Source organism: Streptomyces morookaense (assembly GCF_013030945.1).
Classification (GTDB): Bacteria; Actinomycetota; Actinomycetes; order Streptomycetales; family Streptomycetaceae; genus Streptomyces; species Streptomyces morookaensis.
On the sequence record NZ_JABBXF010000004.1, the window covers coordinates 223460 to 246664 of the forward strand.

A 23205-nucleotide genomic window follows, 5' to 3' on the forward strand; every position below is an offset into this window, starting at 1 on the left:
CCGGGGGTTGAAGTTGCCCCAGCGGCAGCCTCTACCGTCCTGAACAGGACCGGAGAGACCGGCCCGGTGGATCGTTCACGAGGGGGCGGCAATGGGGTGGCCGATCGCGGAGGTCGCACGGATGTCGGGCGTGACGGCCCGGACGCTGCGGCACTACGACGAGATCGGGCTGCTGCCGCCGGCGTGGATCGGCACCAACGGGCACCGCTATTACGAGGAGCGGCAGTTGCTGCGGCTGCAGCAGATCCTCGTCCTGCGGGAGCTCGGCGTAGGGCTTCCCGAGATCGGCCGGATCCTGGCCGAACAGCTCGACGAGCTGGACGCGTTGCGCGGTCACCGCATCCGGCTGCTCGCCGAGCGGGACCGCCTCGACGCGTTGGTCCGCACCGTCTCCCGAACGATCAGCGAACTGGAAGAGTCCAGGAAGGACGGTGGAGGCATGACGAGCATCAACCGGCCGGAGAACCTTTTCGAGGGTGTCCGGCCCGCCATGTACGAGGAGACCCTGCGCGACTTCCCCGAGCACGCCGAGGCGGTCCGGCGCCGCACCGCCGGGATGAGCGAGGAGGAGATCGAGGCGGGACACCGTCGGCGGACCGCACAGATGATCCGGATGGCCGAGTTCATGGCCGCCGGTCTGCCCGCCGACGCCGAGGAGGTGCTGGCCGAGATCGCGGCCCAGTACCGGGCGCTGACCGCCCTGCGCGCCGTCTCCGCCGAGGAGTTCCGGGCGATGGGGCGCTCCTGCGTGGACAACGAGTCGTGGCGCGCAGCGTGCGAGGCGATCGCGGAGGGCCTGGCCGCCTACCAGCGGGACGCCATCGAGGCGTACGCCACGGCCAGGCTGAACTGAGGTGAGCCGGGCCTGAGCCGAGGTGAGGTGGGCTGGGCTCGGCCGAACGGGCCGCCGCCGGGCACGGGGCCGGCGGCGGCCGTTTCCGGCCCGGTCACAGGTCTGTTCTGGTGTTGTAGGGGGGCGTACGACGCTGCCGCCCCGACACGGAACACCAGGGAGGACACCCCCATGACGCCCACCCCCGACGACCCGCCCGCGGCGCTGCCCGGCCGCCCGCCCATCGTCGACCTGGCCACCTGGCAAGCCGCTCGTGACGAGCTCCTGGTCCGCGAGAAGGCCCACACCCGCGAGGGCGACGCCATCGCCGCAGCCCGCCGCCGGCTGCCGATGGTGGAGTTCGACGGCGCCGTCGAGGTCGTCGGACCCGACGGCCCCGTCCCCTTCACGGACCTGTTCCAGGGCCGCGACGAGCTCGTCGTCTACAAGCACATGTGGTACGACGGCGCGCCGCACCAGGGGCAGTGCGAGGGCTGCACCACCACGGCCTGGCATCTGAAGGACGCCGTCTACCTCAATGCCCGCGGCGTCTCGTGCGCGATCCTGACCACGGGCCGGTGGGACGAGGTGGCCCCCTACGTCGAGTTCATGGGATACACCCAGCCCTGGTACTCGGTGCGCGACGTGGCCGCGCCGGTCGGCGGAGACATGGGGTACCTCACCTGCTTCCTGCGCGACGGCGAGCGCGTGTTCCTCACCTATTCCACGACGGGCCGCGGCAACGAGCCCGTCAACGGGTCACTCGCCCTGCTCGACAGGACGCCCTACGGCCGCGGCGAGGCGTGGGAGGACGACCCCGCGGGATGGCCCGAGGGGCGCAGCCCGTGCTGGTACTGGCGCACGGACGCGGACGGGAGCGCGACCTGGGGCCCGACCAGCCGCCCCGTGCCGCAGTGGACGCGCCCCGGCGCGACGCCTGTGGAGACCCTGGGCCGGCACGGCCACCACCGCTGACCTCAAGCCGGCCGGCAGGAAGCGCCCCGAAGCCTCTCCATGACGCGATTACGGAGGAGCTCGTACTCCTCGCGGAGCCGGCTCCACTCGGTCGCCGGCGGCCTGGGTATGACGATGCCGCCGGTGACGATCTCCTCCGGCCCGAACTGCTCGCGGGTGAGGTCGATTTCGATGCCCATGCCCAGGCGGTTCCACCAGTGGTAGTCCACGCGCCTGCCGTCGACAAGGACCTCGCCCCGGATCAGCTCGCCTCCCAGCAGGTCGTTCAGCACCATGGCGGTCACCCCGCACTGGTCCCGGGCCGGATTGTCCGGGCTCCAGCGCGACCGGAATTCGGGCGTACAGGTCTCGGCGCTCCAACTGCTGCGGACCGCCTGCTCGATGTCGGTGAGAAGCAACGGTGTCATGCCGGTGATACTCCCAGCCGGCACTGACAAGGGCCGGACACGGAGCGCCGCGCGGGGCTCGGTAGATTGATCGCATGTCTTCGGTACTTGTAGTCGGGTACGACCCCCAGGCGATCCCCGGCGTCGACGGTGAGGCCCTTCGTGCGGCCCTCGACAAGGAGTTGGCCCGGTTCGCCGAGCACGGCATCGACGCGGCCATGGCGCTGGTCGTGTTCGACGGTTCGGCCGAGTCCGCCCTCGTGGCGTCCTTGGCCGAACGCCCGTGGGACGTGGTCGTCGTCGGAGGCGGGATCCGCAAGGCGGAGCCGCTGCTTCCGCTCTTCGAGCGGGTGGTCAATCTGATCCGCCGTCATGCCCCGCAGGCCGCCATCGCGTTCAACACCAGTGGCGGCGACAGCGTCGAGGCGGCACAGCGCTGGCTCTGAGCATGTCAGCATGGAGAGCGGTTCATCGTGGCGGCGAAACCTCGGATGTCACCTCCAAGGAGCGTGAGTTGATGAGAAACACGTTGCACGTCCTGCTCGCGTCGGCGGCTGCCGTGGCCGCCGTCGCGCTGCCGGGCTCGGCGGCCCACGCGGCCGACGGGTACGACCGCTGCCCCGACGGCTCCTACTGCATGTTCTCCGGCCTCGACGGCACCGGCGACATGATCGCGCTGACGAGCAGCACGCCGGACCTCGGGGCACTCGGTATGAACAGCCGTGCCAAGTCGGACTGGAACCGCACCTCTTCCACCATCTACCTGTGGTCCGGCAACGACTACACAGGCTGCACGACCGTCACGTCCGCCGGCCCGACGGGCAAGGGCAACTTCTTCCCCGACTACCGGGACTTCTTCAACTCCGTACAGTTCGACGGCCCCGGCGGCCCAAGCTGCGGTACGCCACCCGGCGGGGACGGGTGAGTGCTCGATGGCAGGATGAGGCCATGGTGACGAACCAGCCGTGGACGGGGCTTCACGACGACCTGCTGTCGACAAAGGCATTGGTGTACGAACCCGGCGGTTTCGCCTGCTCGACTCCGGTGCCCGAGCCGGAGAGCGCCGAGTACGCCGCTTGCACGTTCATGGTCGACGGCCGCTCCGTCCGGTTCCGGGTGGCCAGGACCACCCCGACGAAGGCGGGCCAGTTCGTCACCGTATGGCAACGGTCGGCGGAAGGGCCGATCCGACCCTTCGACGCTGCCGACGGGGTGGATCTCTTCGTCATCAGCAGCCGTGACGATGACGGCTTCGGGCAATTCGTGTTCCCGTGTGACGTGTTGGTCCGACGCGGCATCGTCTCCCACGACGGCTCGGGCGGAAAGCGCGGGTTCCGTGTCTATCCGCCGTGGGTGACGACGACCAGCCGGCAGGCCCGGAGTACCCAGGCATGGCAGGTGGACCACTTCTTCCACCTCGGCCGGAACGGCCCTGTCGATCTGACACGTGCCCACGCCCTCTACCAGTCGTAGAAGCCCCTCGGCGGGTCAGGTGGTGGCCGGCAGAAAGTCCTCGCCGGTCGACGGGCGGAGGCCGTCGGTGCGGGCGGCGATCTCCGGCCTGCGCTGGGCGAAGGTGTCCAGGCCGGCTCCCAGGACGACGTACTGCGTCACGCCGCGGCCGGCCTGCTCGATGATCAGATCCTCGATGAAGCGGGCGCGGGCCACGACGGCCGCCCGGAATCCTCTGGTGGCCTGCGGGTCCATGCCGGGGCGGCGGCGCCAGTCGTCGTCGGGGGCCGCCAGGCGCAAGCTGGTCTCGTCCTCGAGCATGTGCGGAGGAGGGTCGACCTGGACGCGCATCGCCCGCCGGAGAGCGGTCCGCACCGCGGTGTGGTCCGGCGCCTCGCTCTGTTCGTCTGCCATGGTCCTCCCCTTCCGGCGGTGCCGGCACGCCGGCTTGCCGGCAACTCAGCCGAGGGGCACGACCGCGACCGGGCATGGCGCGTGGTGCAGCGCCGCATGGGCCACAGCACCCAGGGCCACGCCGAGGGGGTGCCGGTGTTCGCGCCGGCCGACGACGACGAGTGCGGCCTGCGCGGCCGCTTCCAGCAGGTGCTGGGCCGCGGAACCGGTCGTCAGCCACTCGTCGACCTCGACGGCCGGCATCCGCTCCCGCCAGGGGCGCAGCACCTCCGCCAGGGCGCTGCCGCCCCGCGGCTCCGGCTCCCCGGCGGCGGGTTCCCCGTCGGCGACCTGGACGATGCGCAGCACCGCGCCGCGAGCGGCGGCGGCCTGGAAGGCGAAGGCGAGCAGCGGGTCGTACGGCCGTGCGCGGCCGAGTCCGAGCACGACGGCTCCGCCCCCGTTCGACGGTTCGTGGACGACCACCACCGGACGGGGCGCATGCGTGGCCACGGCCAGGCTCACGGGCCCCAGCAGGAACCCCTGCACCGTGCCGAGCTCACGCGAGCCCAGCACCAGGACCTCTGCATCGCGTGCGGCGTCGACGAGGGCCCTGACCGGTGGTTCTGTCACCCGGTCCACGTCGACCCGCAGCTCCGGGTGCGTCTCGGTGAGCTGCTCCCGGGCCACTTCGAGCCGGCTCTCGGCCCACTCCCGTTCGGAGGAGGGCACGGGCTGCGCGGCGTCGGCCCGGACGTCCAGGACGTGCAGGAGGCGCAGCGGTACCCCGCGCAGCACCGCTTCCCGGCCCGCCCAGGCGGCAGCGGCCAGGCTCTCGGCGGAGCCGTCGAACCCGACGGACACCGGTCGCACCACGGGCCACCTCCCTGCACGGATACACGTCTGTCTACGGCCAGACTGCCGTTTGCGCCGTTCCCGCGCATCCGGGGGAGGGAGAGCGGCGCATCGGGTGCGCCGCATGCGGTGGCGGGGCCGCGGGGAGCCGCGGACAGGAGTGGACGGGAAGGCCTATCCACTTCTCGCGGATCCTGATTGCGCGGTGCACGGTCTTTCTCCGTTTCCCCGCGTCTCTCACAGGGGCCTTCCCGTCACTTCCAGCACACCACGTAATGGCGCTTCCCGCCAGGCCCGCTGCGCCGGCTCCCGAGCCGCGGGGCGGCGTGCCCGTGGTCAGGTGCGCGCTGCCGTGCGCCGCGGGTCCGTGGCGGGAGCCGTGACACCGACCGGGACCGCGCCGCGGGTCAGGAGCAGGCTGAGCGAGGAGAGCGCCGCGCAGATCGCCATGCCGAGGAACATCGGCACCGCCGTGTGTTCGCCGCCGAGGCCGACCAGCGGTGCCATCAGAGCGCTCAACGCGCTCTGCAGCGTGCCCAGGACGGCCGAGCCGGAACCGGAGGCGTGCGGGACACGGGCCATGGCCAGGGCCCCGGCATTCGCGGTCACCAGACGCATGCCGATGAAGACCGGGCACAGCAGCGCCATGGTGAGCGGCAGGGTCAGCGCCCCGGCGAGGGAGACGGTGCACAGTGCCGCGGTGCACGCCACCATCGTGCCGAGCCCGGTACGCAGCAGGCGCTCGGGGCCGTAGCGGCCGACGAGCCGGGTGCCGGTCATGCTGGCGAGGGTCCCGACGACGCCGATGCCGGCGAAGGCGAGGGAGGCGTGCCCGACGCTCAGGCCGAGCACCTTCTGGAAGAGGAAGGCGGACCCGGCGATGTAGGAGAAGAGCATGGCGAAGGCCAGGCCGAAGGAGAGCGTGTAGCCGAGGTAGGCCCGGTCGCCGAGCACCCCGCGCATGGCGCGCAGGGTGTCGCGCGGGCCTCCGGTGTGCCGCTTGCCGTCCGGCAGGCTCTCGGGGACGAAGATCACCGCGCCGAGCAGGGCGAGGGCGGACACGCCGGTCAGGGCCCAGAAGACGCCGCGCCAGCCGGTGGATTCGGTCAGTGCCGCGCCCACCATGGGCGCGACGATCGGGCCCAGACCGGTAAGGGTCATCAGGGAGCCGAAGAGCCTGGCCGCCCGGTCGCCCGAGGTGACGTCGGTGATCACGGCACGGCCGATGACCACGCCTGCGGAGCCGCTGAAGCCCTGGACGAAACGCAGGACGACAAGGACGCCGAGCGACGGGGCGAGAGCGCACAGCGCCGACGCCGTCACCATCACGGCGGCGCCGGCCAGTAGGGGCACCCGGCGGCCGAACCGGTCCGAGAGCGGGCCTATGAGCAGCTGCCCCAGGCCCATGCCCAGGAGGAAGGCGGTCAGCGTCAGCTGGATTCCGGAGGCGCTGCTGTGCAGCTCGCCCGTCAGGTGGGGGAAGGCGGGCAGGTACATGTCCGTGGCCAGGGGGGTCACGAACGCGAGCAGCCCGAGGGCGGCGGTGAGCCAGAACATCGAAGTCTCCCGGCGGGTTCCCCGGCGGCAGCGGCCGGCCCCGCGCAATGCAGATAGTTATAAATCTATAACTAAAGCTAGCATGGCTCCATGACCGAGCAAGACGACTGCCTGGCGGAGGCCGAGGCGCTGACCCCGGCCCTGCACGCCCTCTCCCGCGTGCTGCGCTTCCGCCTGCGCGGTACCGAGGAGGTCGGCCTCCAGCCCTTGCCGCCCGCCGAGTTCGAGGTGCTGCGCACCGTCCTGGACGAGCCCGGCATCGGGGTGGGCGTGCTCGCGCGAAGGCTCGGCCTGCACGCGAGCAACGTCAGCACCACCGTTCGCGGCCTCGTCGGCCGCGGGCTGCTCGTCCGCGAACCGGACCCCGCCGACCGGCGCGCCGTACGGCTGATGCCCACCGCCACGGCTCGCGCCGACCTGAGCCGGGTCGAGGAGAACTGGGCGAGGACGTTCGCCGCCACGCTGACGGCGCTGCCTGCGGAGCAGCGCGCGGCCCTCATGGCGGCCTTGCCCGCACTGGAGGCACTCGGAGCCGCGCTGCAGCGCAGCCCGCAGTCCTCCGGCTGACGGGCCCCGGCGGCGCGCGAGCGTCTACTCGGCGCGGCTCCCTCCCGCCTCCCACTGGAGAAGCCGCGGCGAGGCCTCGAACCCGTGGCGGGAGTATGCCCCGACCGCCCGGTCGCTGGAGTGCACCGTCACCCGTTCCAGGCCCAGCTCACGCGCCCACGCCAGCACCGCCTCGATCAGCGCGCCGCCCAGGCCGCGGTCGCGTGCGTCCGGCACGACGTACACGCACTGCACGTCACCCGACGCCCGCTCGAAGGCGCGGGGATGCGGGACGCGCGGGGCAGTCGCCAGCCACGCCATGCCGATGACCTCCTCGCCGCGGAGCAGCACCATGCACCGGTGCGAGGGCTCGTTCTCCCGGGCCCAGGCCACGAACCGCGGCACGAACTCGTCCGGCGCGGCATCGGGCGTCCCGTACAACTCCTGTACCCAGCGCCATCGGAGCTCGGCGACAGCGGCCAACTCGCCGGGGTGGACGGGGCGGATCTCGGTGTCATCCATGACCCCATCCTGGCCGTACTGCCGTTCACCCCGCCCAGGTCCAGTCGGCCACCTCCGGCAGGTCCGTCCCGTGTTCCCGGATCCACGTGTGGTGGCGGTTGCGCGTGTCCTCCATGGTCTGCCGTACCGCCGCGGCGCGCACCGCCAGGCCCGGGACGCGGTCGATGACGTCCATGACGAGGCGGTAGCGGTCGAGATCGTTGCGGACGACCATGTCGAAGGGCGTCGTCGTGGTGCCGATCTCCTTGTAGCCGCGTACGTGCAGGTGCGCGTGGCCGGTGCGGCGGTAGGCCAGGCGGTGGATGAGCCAGGGGTAGCCGTGGTACGCGAAGACGACCGGCTTGTCACGGGTGAACAGGGCGTCGTACTCGGCGTCGGTCATGCCATGCGGATGCTCCTCCGCGGGCAACAGGCGGGCCAGGTCCACGACGTTGACGACGCGCACGGCCAGTCCGGGCAGCCGGTGGCGGACGAGCTGGGCTGCCGCCAGCACCTCCTGCGTGGGCACGTCACCGGCGCAGGCGAGCACGATGTCGGGCTCCCCGGTGCCGCCCTCCGTGCCGGCCCACTCCCAGATGCCGGCGCCGCGGGCGCAGTGTGCCCGTGCCTGTTCCAGGTTCAGCCAGTCGAAGCAGGGCTGCTTGCCCGCGACCACGACGTTGACGTAGTCGCGGCTGCGCAGCACGTGATCGGCCACCGCCAGCAGGGTGTTGGTGTCCGGCGGCAGGTAGACGCGTACGGCTTCGGGGCTCTTGTTGAGGATGTGGTCGATGAAGCCGGGGTCCTGGTGGGAGAAGCCGTTGTGGTCCTGGCGCCAGACGTGGGAGGTGAGCAGGTAGTTGAGGGAGGCGAGGGGGCGTCGCCAGGGCAGCCGGCGGGAGACGCGCAGCCACTTGATGTGCTGGTTGACCATGGAGTCGACGATGTGGATGAAGGCCTCGTAGCAGGAGAAGAGACCGTGCCGGCCGGTGAGGAGGTAGCCCTCCAGCCAGCCCTGGCAGGTGTGTTCGGAGAGGATCTCCATGACGCGGCCGTGGCGGTCGAGGTGTTCGTCGACGGGCAGCAGCCCGGCCTGCCAGGCCTTGCCGGATGCCTGATAGACGGCCTGGAGCCGGTTGGACGCCGTCTCGTCGGGGCCGACCAGGCGGAAGTCGCGGCGTTCGGAGGTGGCCTCCATGACGTTCTCGAGCAGCTCGCCCAGCACGCGCGTCGGTTCGTGCAGGGACGTGCCGGGCTTGTCGACCGGTACGGCGAAGCGCTCCAGTGGTGGCAGGGGCAGGTCGCGCAGCAGCAGGCCGCCGTTGGCGTGCGGCGTCGCCCCGAGCCTTCGGGTGCCCTCGGGGATGCATTCGAGCACCTCGGGGAGGGGGCGCCCGTGTTCGTCGAAGAGTTCCTCCGGGCGGTACGAGCGCAGCCAGGCCTCCAACTGCCGCAGATGCTCGGGGTTCTCGCGGACCCCGGCCAGCGGCACCTGGTGCGCGCGCCAGGTGCCTTCGACGGGCAGGCCGTCCACCTCCGCGGGCCCGGTCCAGCCCTTGGGCGTGCGCAGCACGATGACCGGCCAGCGGGGGCGTTCGGTGATGCCCTCCTCCCGGGCGCTCTGCTGCAGGCGTGCGATCCGGTCGAGTGCGGTGTCCATGGCCGCGGCCATGGCCTGGTGGACGGCCAGGGGGTCGTCGCCGGTGACGTGGAGGGGCGCGTGGCCGTAGCCGCGCAGGAGTTCGTCCAGTTCGGGTTCGGGAAGGCGGGCGAGGACGGTGGGGTTGGCGATCTTGTAGCCGTTGAGGTGCAGGATCGGCAGGACGGCCCCGTCGTGGACGGGGTCGAGGAACTTGTTGGAGTGCCACGAGGCGGCCAGCGGCCCGGTTTCGGCCTCGCCGTCGCCGATGACGCAGGCGACGAGGAGATCCGGGTTGTCGAAGGCGGCTCCGTAGGCGTGGGAGAGGGAGTAGCCCAGCTCCCCGCCCTCGTGGATCGAGCCGGGCGTCTCGGGCGCCACGTGGCTGGGCACGCCGCCGGGGAAGGAGAACTGCCGGAACAGCCGCTCCATGCCGGGCGCATCGCGGCTCACGTCCGGGTACGTCTCCGAATAGCTGCCCTCCAGCCAGGAGTTGGCCAGCACCGCGGGCCCGCCGTGCCCGGGACCCCAGACGCACAGCGCGTCCAGACCGCGGGCGCGGATGACGCGGTTGAGGTGGGTGTGGACCAGGTTGAGGCCCGGCGAGGTGCCCCAGTGGCCCAGCAGCCGGGGTTTGATGTGCTCGGGGCGCAGCGGCTCGGTCAGGAGCGGGTTGGCCATGAGGTAGATCTGCCCGACGGCCAGGTAGTTCGCGGCCCGCCAGTGCGCGTCCAGGGCCCGCAGCTCCTGGTCGGTGAGGACGGTGGCCGGTTCCGGGGTCGTGACGTCGCGCATGTGTCTCCCTCCGGGAGGTCGGGCGGAGCCCGTGTGGCGTTCCTTTCCAGCGTGGGCCCTGCGGCCGGGTGATGCCAGGGCCGAGGGGGACGGAGCGGGGGCCGTTCGGTCCCCGGTGTAGCCGGGAGCAGTCCGTGGTTCAGCACGAGGGAGTCCTCGACCGCCCCGCCATGTCCTCCCAGAACCGGTGGAGTTCACTGCACGTCATGCCCTGCCACGGCGCCCTCCTGCGGTGCAGCGGGGCGAGCGGTCCCGAGCGGCCCGGTCCGCGGCCCGGGCGCAGCAGAGCCTGCTGCTGTCTGCAGAACGTCTCCCGCAGCTCGGCGCGCGGCTGTTCGCCCATGGCGGGGTAGGGGCAGAGCTCGAAGGGGCAGTCGCGCAGACAGGTGCTGCCGGACGGGGCGTTCTCCGCCATGCCCACGGTCCGGCGCGGCTGCAGCGGCCGGCGGTCCTTGGCGAGGCACGGCGGCAGGACGGTACGGTTCGCGCGGGCCAGCCGGGCCTCCAACTGGCCCGGCCGGTCCTCCCGTTGCACGAGGTTGAGCAGGAGCAGCACATCGGCGAGCAGTTGCTGGGCACGCGGATGCAGGGTGCTCCAGCCCACCGAGGGCGGAATCCAGAGGTTCTGCCGGCGGCAGGCGCCCGGTTCGGCGGGGGAGGAGCCGATGTTGTTCATCACTCCTGCTTCGTCGATCCAGAGGAACTGCTCGGGGTGCCCGCTCTCCAGGGCGAGGACCACGAGGGCGGCCGCCTCGGCCACGAAGGGGTGCAGCCGGTCGCCCTTGCGGGTGCGGTCGTCCGGGTGCCGGGCGAGCGGGTCCTGTTTGCTGCCCGCCATGGCGAGCCAGCGCTGCACCGCCTGTGCGGGGTCGGTCTGCGCCGCCGGTCGCGTCTCGCCGTCCCGCAGCTCCCACAGGCACAGGGCGTGCAGCAGCGTCAGCTGGGAGTACCAGAAGCGGGCGTGGGCGAGCATCGTCTCGGCCTGCTCGACGAGGAACTCGCGGGCCTCCTCGTGTGTGTGCGGATGGCGTTCCCTGCGGTTGGCGGCGCTCTTGAAGCCCTGTGCGAGGGCGATTTCGAGGGAGATCGGAAGGTCCGCCCGCTGCGAGGCGGAGTGCTCCGGTTCCAGGTGCTGCAGCCACAGGCGGAGCCGCTCCTTCGCCTGGCTCCGGTGCTTGTCACCGACCGAACCGACCATCATGGGGACGAGCCAGGCCCGCAGGACGAACGTCCGCCAGATGCGGGCCCGTCGGGCCTCGTTCTTCTTCTGCTGCTTCACGTACCGCGCGTGCGCCTGGTCGCCGGGGGCCTTGCCGAGGCTCTTCTCGCGGTTGCGGTGTTCCTTGAGCAGCTGCCTGCGGAGCTCCTCGGCGTACTGCCGCCACGGGTCGTGTTCCTCGGCGGGGCCCTTGGCGGGCAGGGGGAACAAGGTGCGCAGGGTGTCGAAGGCCTGGTCGCCCCCCGCCCCCATCTCCTGGGCGACGGCGAGCCGGACGGGGTACGACGGTTCGTTCTCGGCGATGCCGAAGAAGCAGCTGTACGCGGGTTCCGGGCCGCCCGCGGGCCCGCCGGACCGTGCCGCGACGGCCCGCAGCACGTCGCCGAACCGGTGCACCAGCGCCTGCTTGGACCCGTGGAGCGTTCTCGGGTCGCCGTCGGTGATGTGCTTCCACCGCTCGCACAGCGACTCGGCGATGTCCCGGTGTGCGGGTGACCCGTTGCCGCTGTCGATCTCCAGGGCGGCGGCGTACAGGTCGAGGGCCTTGGCGTCCGTGCGGGTCCGCGCCTCGGCGAGCAGGCGCTGCACGACGTCGTGTTGCCTTGCGCCCGGGTGCTGCCGGGAGTCCAGGACGAGCGCGGTGAGGAGTTCCCGGCCGGGCCCGGGCTCCTTCAGGGCTTCGGCCAGGGGCCGGAGCCCTGCCGTGCCGAGGTGGCCGGAACCGAGATAGGCCTGGAGGAGACTGTGGGGGAACCGGACGCGCTCGCCGCGGACCTCGACCAGGCCGAGCCGTTCGCCCTGGGTGGCGTACAGCGACAGGAGCGTGTGGCAGCGGTGTCCGTCGGTCCGGTCGGGGCAGTTCGGCAGGCGTGCCACGAGCCGCTCCCAGATGTCCGGGAACGCGGGGGCCGTGCCGTCCTCCGCCCCGGTCAGTTCGTCGAACCGGACTTCCAGCCGGTCGCGCAGCAGACCGATGGCGGCCAGCGTGGAGACGACCTCGAAGGTCGCCCTGCGCTTGTCGGGGCCCAGTGCGACCTCGCCGCGCATGCGCCCCGAGATCAGAGCCTTCCGCCACGTCTCCAGCAGCCGCAGCTGCAGACCCGCCCGGTCGGCGCTCCGGGTGTCCAGTTCCGCGCCGGGCCGCCCGCCGGTCAGGTGATCGAGCAGGTGGTGTGCCTGCAACTGCCGTGCAATCTGCAGGTACAGAGGGGATTCGGCGACCGCGGCCGTCTCGACGATCCAGGACGTGCGGTGCGGGTCGGGCTCCGTGCCGTCCTGCGTCAGGTATTCCAGGGCGGCCTCCTCGCTGAGCGGCTCCAGGTCGATGATCGCGGCCTCGGTCTGCTGCAGCGGGGGATGGGGGCGGGAGGCGATCACCAGCGGGAGTTGCTGCCGCTCCGCCCGCTGGATCGCGTGCCGGATGAGGATGTCCCGCTCCTTCTGCTTCTCGTCGTCGGTGAAGGTCTCTTCCAGACCGTCCGCGATGACGACGGCCTTGTCGTCCATGCACAGTTGACGCCAGACCCGTTCGGCCTGCCGGCCGGAGAGGACGCCGCGGTCCACCTCCTCGCAGAACCGCTTCATGCCCAACTCGCGGAAATCCAGCCGGGAGTCGTCCGTACCGGCGTCCCGCAGCCGGATCGGCACGGGGATGGCTCCCTGCCGGGCCAGCAGCTGGGTGAGCTGCACCAGCACCGACGTCTTGCCCGTGCCCACGCCGCCGACCAGGATGTAGGGCCGCCGGGTGCGCCGGTCGCGCAGCGCACGCGCGATGACCTGGCACATCTCCCGCCGCCCGACCACGTCTTCGGCGGCCGGTCCGGCCGTCGGCACCAGGCTGCGCGGATTCTTCCGGGCCGCCCTGCTCAACGGCCGGCGGACGGAGAGGTACTGCACGCCGAGGAAGATGGAGGTCGCCAGCCCGATGGTCAGAAACGGCGCCAGGAATCCGTAGGTGACCGTGCAGCCGTTGCCGCCGTTGTCCTGGCACCAGTTCTCGAGCGGGGACTTCGTGTGGGTGACGATCTCGTAGACCCCCGATCCCACCCAGATCGCGGTGATGGGGATCGCCAGCCAGCACAGGCGCTGCACCAGGGCAGTCGCCGAGGGTTTCGCCCACCAGCGCCGGGCCGCGGCCACCTGCGTGCGGGCGGCCGAGCGCACCCGTATTCCCCGGAGGAACCGCGCGACGGTGTCGACGGTGCGGGACACCCAGCGCCGCGGGCGCACCGCGTGCGGACTGCGCCGCGGTACGACCTTGCCCCGTGGATGTCTGACGGCATAGTTCATGATTCAGCCACCCTTGACGGGCTTGTCCCTCACGCCCATCGTGCGCGCGCACCGCCCCGCTGTCGAATCCCGGGCGGCCGGGATGCCGGGGCATCCGGGCCGAAATACGATGGCCGTAGCGCATGCGTGGAGGCAAGCCATGAGCCACGCCACCGAATTCGACACCGACCGGTTGCTGGCCATGTCACGCCCCGAGCTCGACCGGTTGTTCCGCGCGAGTCAACCCGGCGGGATTCCCCGGGGAAAGGGCCGGGGCACGGTGCTCCTCGGGCGCAGCCCGAAAGTGAACGCCGTGGCTGCCGCGTTGGTGCGCCGTCTCGCGTGGCAGGGGAAGGTCTTCGACCCCGCCCAAGGTGAACTGCGCAATCTGGTCACGCCGTTCGGGATCCGGGCGATACGTGCACGGGTCTACCGGAATGCGAGCTGGAGCGACGGCGGCGAGTGCATCGTCCTCGACTACTCGCACACCTCGCTCGTGGCCCACTGGATCCGGGACGAGATACGACGCGTCGGGAATGGGGCCTACCTCGGCAACGTGTACTGGGGGCGGCGCAGAATCCTGGATTTCAGCCTGACGTTCCGGGAAGCGAGGTCCTGAGATGCCGTATCAGACGGCGGTCACCGTCCGGGCCGCCCTGCCGCCGGACCGGGTTGCCGAGGTGCGGGAACTGCTGGGCGAGGCCGGGCGGAAGGGCACGGCGGGGGAGCTGTTCCCCTTCGCCGAGGTGCCGGGCATTCATTTCGCGCGCGTCGTCCTCGTTCCCGAGGGACCCGGTGGTGCTGCCGCGGGCATGCCGCCCAGCGTCGTGTACATGGGCGAGGTGGACGGTCCCGTGGAAGCGCATCTCGCCGATCTCGTCCGCACGGCGGGCGACGGCCTGGACCGGGTGTTCGGGCACTGCGCGGGATATCCGGCGGGTGGCTCCCCGGCTGCGGCGCGGATCGACTGGCTGCGTTCCCATTGCCTGCCCTGCGCGGCCTATTACGTCAACACCGTCGGCAGGGGACGGCAGCAGATCGAACAGGAGGCGCTGCTGCGCGAGGCCATCGAGGAGTTCCTCGACCGGAACGGAGCGGACCTGGCGGCGACGAGCCCGGCAGAAATCCGGGCCGCCGTCCAGGAATACGTCCGCGGCCGCGCGGACCTCGCCTGGGCCTGCACCGGATCCGCGCCGCCCCCGCTCGGGTGGCGGATCCGTCAGGTCGCCCACCTGGCCGGGGTTCCGCTGGCCGGCCTGGTGCTGCTGCCGTTCGGTGTGATCGCCCTGCCGGTCTGGGCCGTCCTGCTGAGAAGGCACGAACGCCGCGACGTCCCCGACCGGGCCCGGCCGGGCCATGACCGTATCCGCGAACTCGCGGGCTGCGAGGACTTCGTGGCGCAGAACCCCTTCACCGCCGTCGGCTCGGTCAAGGCCGGGCCGTTCCGGCGGATCACGCTCACCACTGTCCTCTTCGTCGTCGACTACGGCGTCCGCCATGTCTTCAATCGGGGGAATCTGGCCGGGGTCAAGACCATCCACTTCGCCCGCTGGCTGTTCGTCGACGGGAAACAGCGCGTGATCTTCGCGAGCAATTACGACGGCAGCCTGGAAAGCTACATGGACGACTTCATCGACAAGGTCGCCTGGGGTCTCAACGCCGTCTTCAGCAACGGCCAGGGCTATCCGCGCGTGCGGTGGCTCGTGCTGGACGGTGCCCGGGACGAGCAGGCCTTCAAGAACTACCTGCGCTGTCATCAGGTGCCGACGCAGGTCTGGTACTCCGCGTACGACACGTCGACCACGCGCAACCTCGACACCAACGCCCGCATCCGGGCAGGCCTCTTCGGCCGTCTCGGCCCGGCCGAGACGGAGGCCTGGCTGGCCCTGTTCTGAAGCCCGCGTGCAGCGAAAACGTGCAGCGCAGACGTGCAGCGCAAAGGGGTGACACGATGACGACGCCGCTGGAACTCGACGACATCCAGGGCCTGGTCACCCGCGGCTACCGCACCCTGACCTCGGCCTGCTTCCTCGTGCTCGCCGCCACCGGACCGGCGGTCGCCGCCCGTACCGCACTCGGGCGGCTGGTGCCCCGGGTGACGAACGGCCTCGCGGAGCCCTCGGACACCGCGGTCGACGTCGCCCTCACCTCGGACGGCCTGCGGCGCCTGGGACTGGAGACGTACGGACTGGACGGCTTTCCGTACGAGTTCGTCTCGGGCATGACCGACCCCGACCGCAGCCGATTCCTCGGCGACGTCGGGGAGAACGCCCCGCGCCACTGGCAGTGGGGCGGCCCGGCCGGACCGCCCGTGCACGTCCTGGTGATGCTCTACGCGCGCGACGGGCAGCGACTGCAGCAGCTGGAGACGGAGGCGCGCCAGGACGTCCTGGCCGGCGGCGCGTTCACCGAGACCGTGCGGCTGGGCACCACCGAGCTGTCCGGCCGTGAGCCCTTCGGCTTCCGCGACGGCATCTCCCAGCCCCTCGTCGAGGGGCTGTCCAAGGCCGGCGCGGGCGGCGACCAGGTGGTCAGGGCAGGGGAGTTCGTCCTCGGCTACCCCAACGAGTACGGGCTGCTGACGGACCGCCCGCTGCTGCCGCCCCGCTACGACCCCGTCGGCGTGCTGCCCCGCGCGCCCGAGGGCGGCGCGGACTTCGGACGCAACGGCAGCTATCTGGTCTTCCGGCAGCTCCGCCAGGACGTCGAGGCCTTCCGGGAGTACCTCGACGTGCAGACCCGGCGCCCCGACGGCAGCAGCGACCCGGCCGCACAAGAGGCGCTCGCCGCACGCATGGTGGGACGCTGGCCCGGCGGCGCTCCGCTGGTCCGTGCGCCGCGGTACGACGACCCCGCGCTGGCCACGGACAACGACTTCGGCTACTTCACCACCGATCCGGACGGCCTGCGCTGCCCGCTCGGGGCCCACATCCGCCGCGCCAACCCGCGTGACTCCCTCGATCCCCGCCCCGGCTCCGCAGATTCGGTCGCCGTCGGACGGCGCCACCGGCTCCTGCGCCGCGGCCGGCCCTACGGTCCGGACGCGACGGGGGACGGGCCCGGCGCACGCGGACTGCACTTCGTCGGCCTGAACGCCAACATCTCCCGCCAGTTCGAGTTCATCCAGCACACCTGGCTCGACAACCCGAACTTCAACGGGCTGCACGACGGCCCCGATCCGCTCGTCGCACCGCGCCTGGACCACCGCGCGACGTTCACCGAGCAGGGCAGGCCCGTACGCACCCGCCGGCTCGGCCTTCCGCAGTTCGTCACCGTGCAGGGCGGCGCCTACTTCTTCCTCCCGGGACTGAGGGCGCTGCACTACCTCTGCACGGCCGCACCCGCGGGCGGGCAGCCGTGACCGCCGGGCAGCGGCTCAACGACGCGATCCTGGGAGGCGTCCTGCTGGAGCGGCGTATCGACCCCTATGTGCGGCCGCTGTTCGACCGGACCCTGCTGCGTCCCGTGCAGGCCACGGTGCAGTGGTGCATCAACGCGCGCCGCCGGGACGAGCACCTGGGCCTTGCCGAGGAGCGGACCGTGCCCGGGGAGGATGCAGTCGCCGAGGCCGTCGCGCAGCAGATGGCCCGCTTCGTCCGGCGCCAGTACCGGCCGGGGGAGGCCCAACGGGCCGGGAACACCAAGACCTACGGGGTCGTGCACGCGGAGTTCACCGTCCGCGACGACCTGCCCGCACGGCTGCGGCACGGCGTGTTCCGCACCCCGGCCACCTATCGCGCCTGGGTCCGGTTCGCGGGTCCCGGCCCGCTCGCGCCACCTGACATCGAGGACAACGGGATCCTCAGCATCGGCGTCAAACTCCTGGGCGTCGGCGGCGAGAAGCTGATCGACGACGAGCAGTGGACCCAGGACTTCACGGGCATCAGCGTGCCCACCTTCACCACGCCCGATGTCGTCGAGAACCTCAGACTGCAGCAGCACGTGTTCGCGGGCACCCCGGTCCTGTACTTCCTCGACCCCCGGCACCCGCACCTCTGCGACATGATCATGCAGGGCCTGTACGCGAGGACCCCGTCCAGCCCGCTGGAGGCCCGGTACTGGAGCTGCACGCCGTACCTCCTCGGTGCAGGCCAGGCCGTGCAGTACTCCTTCGTACCCCGCGACGGGACCCGTAGCCGGGTGCCGTGGCACCCGCCCGACGACTACCTGCACCAGGCCCTGGCCGCCGCACTGCACGAGCGCGACGCCTGCTTCGACGTCCTCGTCCAGGTGCAGACCGACGCCCACCGGATGCCCGTCGAGAACGCGTCCGTGGTCTGGCCCGAACGCCTCTCGCCGTTCGTGCCGGTGGCCACCCTGCGCGTGCTCCGGCAGGAATGCGACCCGGCGGACCAGTTCGCCCGTGCCGACCGGCTGTCCTTCAACCCCTGGCACGCCCTGCCCGAACACCGGCCGCTGGGCAACCAGAACCGTGCCCGCCGCACGATCTACCTGCAGCTCTCGCGGCTCAGACAGGCCATGAACGGCACGCCGCACCAGGAGCCCGGAGAGGAGGCATGACGCCCGGCGCGCGCGCCGGAAGCACTTCCCATATCGTCGGAAACAAGGGCGTAGACATCCCCTGGATGTCCGCCGGGAAGGGGAGCCGAGATGGACGCGCGGACAGCCGCGCGCCACGCCCTGGCCGGAATCCGGCTGGTGAACGGCGCAGCGGCACTGCTGACCCCGCGAATGATGGCCCGCCGACTCGGTGCGGACCCCGAACAGCCCGCGCTGGTCTACGTGCTGCGCATGTTCGGTGTGCGCACCGTGGTCCTCGGCGCCCAACTGCTCTGTCCCGCCGACGCGGACGAGCTCGACCGGCTGCTGCGGACCGGCACGCTCATTCACGCGAGCGACGCCCTGGCGGCCGCCTGCGCCGGCCGCAACGGCCTTCTCCCGTGCCGCATGGCCGCGGCAGCCACGGCGATCTCGACGGTCAACGTCGCACTGACGCTCGTGGCCCGAGGCCGGCCGTGCCGGCCGCCCGAAGGGAGCCCCTCATGAGCACAGCACCGCACGGCAGGGCCCCGTGGTTCGTGCAGCTGCACGACCGGCTGGCGGTCGCCGTCGACCACAAGATCGGCTGGCAGAACCTGCCCAAACCCCTCGGCCTGCTGACCCTCGTCGGCCTGCGGGACAACCTGCGCCGCAAGAACCTCTTCGACACCGGCTCCTACCCGTCGTGCAACCTGCCGGAGGTCGGCCCCCCGGATGCGCGCGATCTCACCGGGCGCACGGCCGACGGGACGTACAACGACCTGGCGAACCCCCGCATGGGCATGTCCCGTTCGCGCTTCGGCCGCAACGTGCCGCCGGAGCACGCCTTCCCCGAACCCGAGCCGGACCTCCTGTCCCCGAGCCCCCGCGAGGTGAGCCGGGCCCTGCTGACCCGGCACGCGTTCGTCCCCGCCGAGTCCGTCAACGCCCTGGTCGCCGCCTGGCTGCAGTTCATGATCAAGGACTGGGTCAGCCACGGACAGGGCACCATGGACCGCCCCTGGCACATCGACCTGGCCGACGACGACCCGTGGCCCGCACCGCCGATGGTCATACCGCGGACCATCCCGGACCCCACCCGCCCGGACGGGGACGACGGCCTGCCGCCGACCTTCCTCAACGACAACTCGCCCTGGTGGGACGCCTCCCAGCTGTACGGCAACAACCTGGACGAGCAGCGGGCGCTGCGCACCGGCCAGGGCGGCAGGCTCCGGGTCCCCAACGGCCCGCTGTTCCCTGACGACCCGGACAAGGACCCGGCGGGCATTCCCGGCTTCTGGCTCGGCCTCGCCATGATGCACATGGTCTTCCTGCTCGAACACAACGCCATCTGCGACACCTTGCACGACGCCTACCCCACGTGGTCCGACGAGGAGCTCTTCCAGCGGGCACGGCTGATCACCGCGGCGCTCATCGCCAAGATCCACACCGTGGAGTGGACCCCCGCGGTCATCAGCCATCCGACGACCGTCACCGCCATGCACGCCAACTGGTACGGCCTGCTGGGCGAACGCCTGCACAAGCTGTTCGGCCGCCTCAGCAGGAGCGAGGTGCTCAGCGGCATCGTCGGCGGGCACACCGACCACTTCGGCGTCCCGTACTCGCTCACCGAGGAGTTCGTCGCCGTCTACCGCATGCACCCCCTCATCCCCGACGACTGGAGCTTCCGGTCGGCCGCCGACGACTCGCTGCTGCAGGAGGCCACCTTCCGGGAACTGACGGGGCGGCAGGCGTACGACATCCTCGGCAAGCACACCCTGACGGACCTGATCTACTCCTTCGGCACCTCGCACCCGGGCCTGGTCACCCTCCACAACTACCCGCGGTTCCTCCAGGAGTTCCGGCGCCCGGACGGCAAGCTCATGGACCTCGGGGCCGTCGACATCCTGCGCTCGCGCGAGGTCGGCGTGCCCCGCTACAACGAGTTCCGGCGCCGGCTCCACCTCCTCCCGGCCCAGGACTTCGACGCCCTCACGGACAACCCCGTCTGGGCCGACGAACTGCGCCGGGTCTACGGCGGGGACATCGAGCGCGTCGACCTCTCGGTGGGCATGTTCGCCGAACCCCGCCCGCAGGGCTTCGCGTTCAGCGACACCGCCTTCCGCATCTTCGTCCTGATGGCGTCCCGCCGCCTCAACAGCGACCGGTTCCTCACCACGGACTACACGCCGCAGGTGTACACGCAGACCGGCCTGGACTGGATCGAGAACAACAGCATGAGCAGCGTGCTGCTGCGGCACTTCCCGGAACTGCGCGCGTCCCTGCGCTCGGTGGACAACGCCTTCGCCCCGTGGACCGCGGCGGGGCCCCGATGAGAGCGGAGGCGGACGATGAGACACACCACGTGCCACCCGCACCGGCAGCCGCACGACCCGCCGCGCCTGTCGCGCGCATGCGGCGTCACGCTGGCCGTCGTGGCCCTCGCCGTCTTCGCGGCAGGGCTGTGGATCCGTCACAACGCCCCGGACGTCGACGACGTGCAGCTGCAACTGACGGGCAGCGCCCATGCCGCGCACACTCTCGTCGGCAACCGGACGGGCGATTTCCGCAAGGCGCTGACGGCCGACTTCTTCCTCATCGGGGCGTACACCATCGGCACAGCGCTCGTGTTCTGGCTGAGCGGCCGCACCATCGCGGTCCGCCTGAGACACCGCAGCCTCGTCCGGTACGGGATCGGCGCCGCCCTCGCCGCATGCGTGTGCGCCGTGACGGAGAAACTGCTGCTCCTGCACGGACTGGACGGCGCGGACGGGGTGTTCGCGTGGGCGGCGGGCCTTGCGACGGTCAAGTGGCTGCTGGTCGTCCTCACCCTGCCCGTGGCGGCGGTCCTGGCCGCGATCGTCCTCAAACGGGCCGTGTTCCACGGGTGCGCCCGGCGCAGATACGACAAGGAATGCAGCTGCGGGAAAACCGGCTCCGGCCCCCGGGGGCCCGATGTCGTCCCGCCCTGGCCCGTGATGGAGTGGGGCCGGCGGCGCTGGCCGGGCACCGCGCGCAGCGACCCTCCCCGCTCCCGGGCGGCACGCTGGGAGAACGGCAGCCGGGTGCCGCCCGGCCGGGAACAGGGCGGGACCGGCTTCTGCGTCTCGGGCGGCGGCATCCGCTCGGCCTGTGTCACCCTGGGCGCACTGCAGGCCCTCCGCGCCCAACTCTGCGGCGCGCGCTACCTGGTGTCCGTCTCCGGAGGCGGCTACACGACCGGCGCCCTGCAGCTGGCGCTGGCCGGGAAGGACGGGGACTGCGGGACGGGCCGGTACGAGGCCGGTCCCCGCGACGTCTTCATGCGCGGCACACCGGAGGAGGACCACACCCGCCGGCACTCGAAGTACGTGGCGGAGGGCACCGGCCAGTGGCTGGCCGCCCTCGGCGCCGTCCTGCGGGGACTGCTGGCGTCGCTGAGCCTGCTGGCCGCGACCCTGCTGGTGCTGGGCCTCGCCCTGAGCTGGGGCTACCACCTCGTTCCGCTGGCACACCCGGCCGGGCCGCAGGTCTTCCGGGCACCCGCGCTGTGGGCCGTCGTGATCCTCTTCGGCTGCGCCGCCGTGCTCTGGTTCTGCTGGCTGGTGTCCTTGATCTTCGCCAGACAGCGCCTGTCGGGCTTCCTGTACGACGCCTGCCTCACCTTCACCGTGGCGGCCCTGCTGCTGGCCGTCCTGGTGATCGTCCTCCCCGGTCTGGCGTGGGGCACGGCCCGGCTCGGAAGCCTGTGGAATCTGGACCCCCGGCGGATCGGGGCGAGCGCCGGAGGTGCGGCGCTGCTCACCTACGTGACCGCGCTGCTCGGCACCACATGGCGGCGCATCGAGTCGGCCGAGCAGACGATCGCGTCCGCCAAGAGGTCCCGACTGGTGCGCGCCGTGCCGAACCTCGCCAAGTACCTGATGGTGTGGGCGGTTCTCGCGGTGGTGACGGCGGCCTCCCTGCTCGTCCTGGGCGGGACGATCGTCGCCGGGCGCGGCTGGCCCGTACCCGTACAGGCCGGCCTTCCCGTCGTGCTCGGGCTGGTCGTGCTGAGCCTCGACCAGACCTGGATGAGCCTCCACCCCTTCTACCGCGCACGGCTGGTCAGCGCGTTCGCCGTCCGCCGCAGGACCGACCCCGACGGTGAACAGGTCGCCGTCCCCTACGAGTTCGACGAGCCGACGCCGCTTCCCTCCTACGACCGGCGGCACCCCGGATTCCCCCAGGTCATCTTCGCCGCAGCGGCCAACCTGTCCGGCGACGACCGGACACCGCCGGGGCGGCACGCGGTGTCGTTCACGCTGTCGCACGACTACGTCGGCGGCCCGGACGTCGGGTACGCCCGTACGGACGTGCTGTGGGACCACACCCGGAAGGTCATCCGCAAGGACCTCACCGTCGAGTCCGCCGTCGCCGTCTCCGGCGCGGCCTTCGCCTCGGCCATGGGACGCCAGGCCCGCGCGTTCCAGACGCTGTTCGCGCTCTCCAACGCCCGGCTCGGCACCTGGCTGCCCAACCCCGGTGTGCTGGGCGCCCTCTGGGCCGAGGACGCCGCCTGGTGGCTGCCGCCGATGCCGGGCATCCGCCGTCTGCCGTACCTGCTGCGGGAGGTGTCCGGCCGCTATCCGATGGAGGACCGGATGCTGCTGGTCACCGACGGCGGGCACTACGAGAACCTCGGCCTGGTCGAGCTGCTCCGGCACGGCGTCACCACCGCCGTGTGCGTCGACGCCAGCGGGGGTTCCGGGGCCTTCGGGGCCGCCCTGGGCGAGGCCATCGCCCTGGCCCAGGAGGAGCTCGGCGTCGAGATCAGGATCAAGAGGGAGGACTGGGAGAAGCTCGTCCCCGGCAGCGCGTCTCCCCTCACGCCCCAGCAGAACCCGCCTCCACCGGCCCCGCCGCCCCCGCCGGGCCCCCCGGCACCGCCGAACCCGCTGGCCGCCCTCAACTCCCGGCTCTCGGCCGAGGCGGTGGTCGAGGGCGAGATCGTCTACCCGCGCGCGCTCGTCGACGAGCACGGCCGGACGCTCGCCCCACGGGGACGGCTGATCGTCGCCCGCGCGACACTGACCGCCGAGATGCCCTACGAACTCCTCGCCTACGCCCAGGGCTCACCGGAATTCCCGCACGACGGCACCAGCGACCAGTGGTTCGACAACCGGCGGTTCGACGCCTACCGGGCACTCGGCCAGTGGATCGGCGAACGGGTCGCGGCACGGCTCGCCCCGCAGGCCCCGCCACGCCGGCGCCCCCTGCGCCGGAGCCGGAAGACCGGGCCCTGAGCAGCGGTTCCCGGTGCATGATGGAAGGACGGGCGGAACAGAGC

19 protein-coding genes and 1 pseudogene are annotated in these 23205 nt (G+C 71.8%); 13 read left to right on the top strand and 7 right to left on the bottom strand.

Annotated features, from left to right (window positions below):
• The first annotated feature begins 91 nt into the window (after positions 1-91).
• Both HG542_RS02720 and HG542_RS02725 read left to right on the top strand, forming a co-directional pair.
• The gene (locus HG542_RS02720; RefSeq protein WP_171078357.1) at positions 92-853 is read left to right on the top strand and encodes a MerR family transcriptional regulator; all 762 of its coding nucleotides are present in this window, start codon (positions 92-94) and stop codon (positions 851-853) included.
• Between the two features lie 171 nt (positions 854-1024).
• Positions 1025-1807, top strand: coding sequence for a DUF899 domain-containing protein (locus HG542_RS02725; protein WP_171078358.1), 783 nt, complete (start codon positions 1025-1027; stop codon positions 1805-1807).
• Positions 1808-1809: 2 nt separating this feature from the next.
• Here the strand turns inward: HG542_RS02725 and HG542_RS02730 are convergent, their stop codons facing one another.
• A complete protein-coding gene (locus HG542_RS02730) occupies positions 1810-2214 on the bottom strand; it encodes a YunG family protein (protein WP_171078359.1) in 405 nt (134 codons plus the stop codon).
• A gap of 74 nt (positions 2215-2288) precedes the next feature.
• On the opposite strand from HG542_RS02730, the gene HG542_RS02735 reads away from it, so the two are divergent.
• The 3 genes from HG542_RS02735 to HG542_RS02745 all read left to right on the top strand — a co-directional run bounded on the left by HG542_RS02735 (position 2289) and on the right by HG542_RS02745 (position 3666).
• On the top strand, positions 2289-2639 hold the full coding sequence (locus tag HG542_RS02735) for a hypothetical protein (protein WP_171078360.1): 351 nt from the start codon (positions 2289-2291) through the stop codon (positions 2637-2639).
• Between the two features lie 71 nt (positions 2640-2710).
• Entirely contained in the window at positions 2711-3118 is a 408-nt protein-coding gene (locus HG542_RS02740; protein WP_171078361.1) for a peptidase inhibitor family I36 protein, read from the top strand.
• A 23-nt stretch (positions 3119-3141) separates the two neighbouring features.
• Positions 3142-3666 carry a MepB family protein gene (locus HG542_RS02745; protein WP_171078362.1) on the top strand — a complete coding sequence of 175 codons (525 nt, stop codon included), beginning with the start codon at positions 3142-3144 and terminating at the stop codon, positions 3664-3666.
• Between the two features lie 69 nt (positions 3667-3735).
• On the opposite strand, the pseudogene HG542_RS02750 reads toward HG542_RS02745, so the two are convergent.
• From HG542_RS02750 to HG542_RS02760, 3 genes and pseudogenes are all read right to left on the bottom strand, one after another.
• Positions 3736-4059: pseudogene (locus HG542_RS02750) on the bottom strand (class I SAM-dependent methyltransferase); the annotation flags it as partial.
• 45 nt (positions 4060-4104) lie between these two features.
• Positions 4105-4914, bottom strand: coding sequence for a universal stress protein (locus HG542_RS02755; RefSeq protein WP_171078363.1), 810 nt, complete (start codon positions 4912-4914; stop codon positions 4105-4107).
• A gap of 315 nt (positions 4915-5229) precedes the next feature.
• Positions 5230-6450, bottom strand: a complete 1221-nt coding sequence (locus HG542_RS02760) for a multidrug effflux MFS transporter (protein WP_171078364.1) — start codon at positions 6448-6450, stop codon at positions 5230-5232.
• 90 nt (positions 6451-6540) lie between these two features.
• On the opposite strand from HG542_RS02760, the gene HG542_RS02765 reads away from it, so the two are divergent.
• Positions 6541-7017, top strand: a complete 477-nt coding sequence (locus tag HG542_RS02765; RefSeq protein ID WP_171078365.1) for a MarR family winged helix-turn-helix transcriptional regulator — start codon at positions 6541-6543, stop codon at positions 7015-7017.
• A gap of 24 nt (positions 7018-7041) precedes the next feature.
• Here HG542_RS02765 and HG542_RS02770 read toward each other — a convergent pair whose 3' ends face one another.
• The 3 genes from HG542_RS02770 to HG542_RS02780 form a co-directional block, all read right to left on the bottom strand.
• Positions 7042-7518, bottom strand: coding sequence for a GNAT family N-acetyltransferase (locus tag HG542_RS02770; protein ID WP_171078366.1), 477 nt, complete (start codon positions 7516-7518; stop codon positions 7042-7044).
• A 25-nt stretch (positions 7519-7543) separates the two neighbouring features.
• Positions 7544-9931, bottom strand: a complete 2388-nt coding sequence (locus HG542_RS02775; protein ID WP_171078367.1) for a phosphoketolase family protein — start codon at positions 9929-9931, stop codon at positions 7544-7546.
• A gap of 139 nt (positions 9932-10070) precedes the next feature.
• Positions 10071-13439: an NACHT domain-containing protein gene (locus HG542_RS02780; RefSeq protein WP_171078368.1), complete on the bottom strand. Its 3369-nt coding sequence runs from the start codon at positions 13437-13439 to the stop codon at positions 10071-10073.
• Positions 13440-13578: 139 nt separating this feature from the next.
• Here HG542_RS02780 and HG542_RS02785 point away from each other — a divergent pair, with 139 nt between their 5' ends.
• From HG542_RS02785 to HG542_RS02815, 7 genes are all read left to right on the top strand, one after another.
• Positions 13579-14037, top strand: a complete 459-nt coding sequence (locus HG542_RS02785; RefSeq protein ID WP_171078369.1) for a hypothetical protein — start codon at positions 13579-13581, stop codon at positions 14035-14037.
• Position 14038: 1 nt separating this feature from the next.
• Positions 14039-15313: a hypothetical protein gene (locus tag HG542_RS02790; protein ID WP_171078370.1), complete on the top strand. Its 1275-nt coding sequence runs from the start codon at positions 14039-14041 to the stop codon at positions 15311-15313.
• A gap of 56 nt (positions 15314-15369) precedes the next feature.
• On the top strand, positions 15370-16779 hold the full coding sequence (locus HG542_RS02795) for a Dyp-type peroxidase (protein ID WP_171078371.1): 1410 nt from the start codon (positions 15370-15372) through the stop codon (positions 16777-16779).
• Complete coding sequence (locus HG542_RS02800; protein ID WP_171078372.1) at positions 16776-17939, top strand: catalase family protein; 1164 nt, start codon at positions 16776-16778, stop codon at positions 17937-17939. The genes HG542_RS02795 and HG542_RS02800 overlap by 4 nt, the downstream gene beginning before the upstream one ends.
• Before the next feature lie 90 nt (positions 17940-18029).
• On the top strand, positions 18030-18425 hold the full coding sequence (locus HG542_RS02805) for a hypothetical protein (protein WP_171078373.1): 396 nt from the start codon (positions 18030-18032) through the stop codon (positions 18423-18425).
• On the top strand, positions 18422-20233 hold the full coding sequence (locus HG542_RS02810) for a peroxidase family protein (protein ID WP_171078374.1): 1812 nt from the start codon (positions 18422-18424) through the stop codon (positions 20231-20233). Before HG542_RS02805 ends, HG542_RS02810 begins: the two co-directional genes overlap by 4 nt.
• Positions 20234-20248: 15 nt before the next feature.
• Positions 20249-23161 (top strand): hypothetical protein, encoded by a 2913-nt coding sequence (locus tag HG542_RS02815; RefSeq protein WP_229922467.1) that lies wholly within the window; start codon positions 20249-20251, stop codon positions 23159-23161.
• Positions 23162-23205 lie beyond the last annotated feature (44 nt).

Excerpts from the sequence above, each read along its gene's own strand:
- HG542_RS02805 (WP_171078373.1), top strand. The coding sequence starts at position 18,030 with ATGGACGCGCGGACAGCCGCGCGCCACGCCCTGGCCGGAATCCGGCTG.
- HG542_RS02720 (WP_171078357.1), top strand. The coding sequence starts at position 92 with ATGGGGTGGCCGATCGCGGAGGTCGCACGGATGTCGGGCGTGACGGCC.
- HG542_RS02780 (WP_171078368.1), bottom strand. The coding sequence starts at position 13,439 with ATGAACTATGCCGTCAGACATCCACGGGGCAAGGTCGTACCGCGGCGC.
- HG542_RS02795 (WP_171078371.1), top strand. The coding sequence starts at position 15,370 with ATGACGACGCCGCTGGAACTCGACGACATCCAGGGCCTGGTCACCCGC.
- HG542_RS02760 (WP_171078364.1), bottom strand. The coding sequence starts at position 6,450 with ATGTTCTGGCTCACCGCCGCCCTCGGGCTGCTCGCGTTCGTGACCCCC.
- HG542_RS02790 (WP_171078370.1), top strand. The coding sequence starts at position 14,039 with ATGCCGTATCAGACGGCGGTCACCGTCCGGGCCGCCCTGCCGCCGGAC.
- HG542_RS02810 (WP_171078374.1), top strand. The coding sequence starts at position 18,422 with ATGAGCACAGCACCGCACGGCAGGGCCCCGTGGTTCGTGCAGCTGCAC.
- HG542_RS02735 (WP_171078360.1), top strand. The coding sequence starts at position 2,289 with ATGTCTTCGGTACTTGTAGTCGGGTACGACCCCCAGGCGATCCCCGGC.
- HG542_RS02730 (WP_171078359.1), bottom strand. The coding sequence starts at position 2,214 with ATGACACCGTTGCTTCTCACCGACATCGAGCAGGCGGTCCGCAGCAGT.
- HG542_RS02725 (WP_171078358.1), top strand. The coding sequence starts at position 1,025 with ATGACGCCCACCCCCGACGACCCGCCCGCGGCGCTGCCCGGCCGCCCG.
- HG542_RS02740 (WP_171078361.1), top strand. The coding sequence starts at position 2,711 with ATGAGAAACACGTTGCACGTCCTGCTCGCGTCGGCGGCTGCCGTGGCC.
- HG542_RS02815 (WP_229922467.1), top strand. The coding sequence starts at position 20,249 with ATGAGACACACCACGTGCCACCCGCACCGGCAGCCGCACGACCCGCCG.
- HG542_RS02785 (WP_171078369.1), top strand. The coding sequence starts at position 13,579 with ATGAGCCACGCCACCGAATTCGACACCGACCGGTTGCTGGCCATGTCA.
- HG542_RS02765 (WP_171078365.1), top strand. The coding sequence starts at position 6,541 with ATGACCGAGCAAGACGACTGCCTGGCGGAGGCCGAGGCGCTGACCCCG.
- HG542_RS02745 (WP_171078362.1), top strand. The coding sequence starts at position 3,142 with ATGGTGACGAACCAGCCGTGGACGGGGCTTCACGACGACCTGCTGTCG.
- HG542_RS02775 (WP_171078367.1), bottom strand. The coding sequence starts at position 9,931 with ATGCGCGACGTCACGACCCCGGAACCGGCCACCGTCCTCACCGACCAG.
- HG542_RS02770 (WP_171078366.1), bottom strand. The coding sequence starts at position 7,518 with ATGGATGACACCGAGATCCGCCCCGTCCACCCCGGCGAGTTGGCCGCT.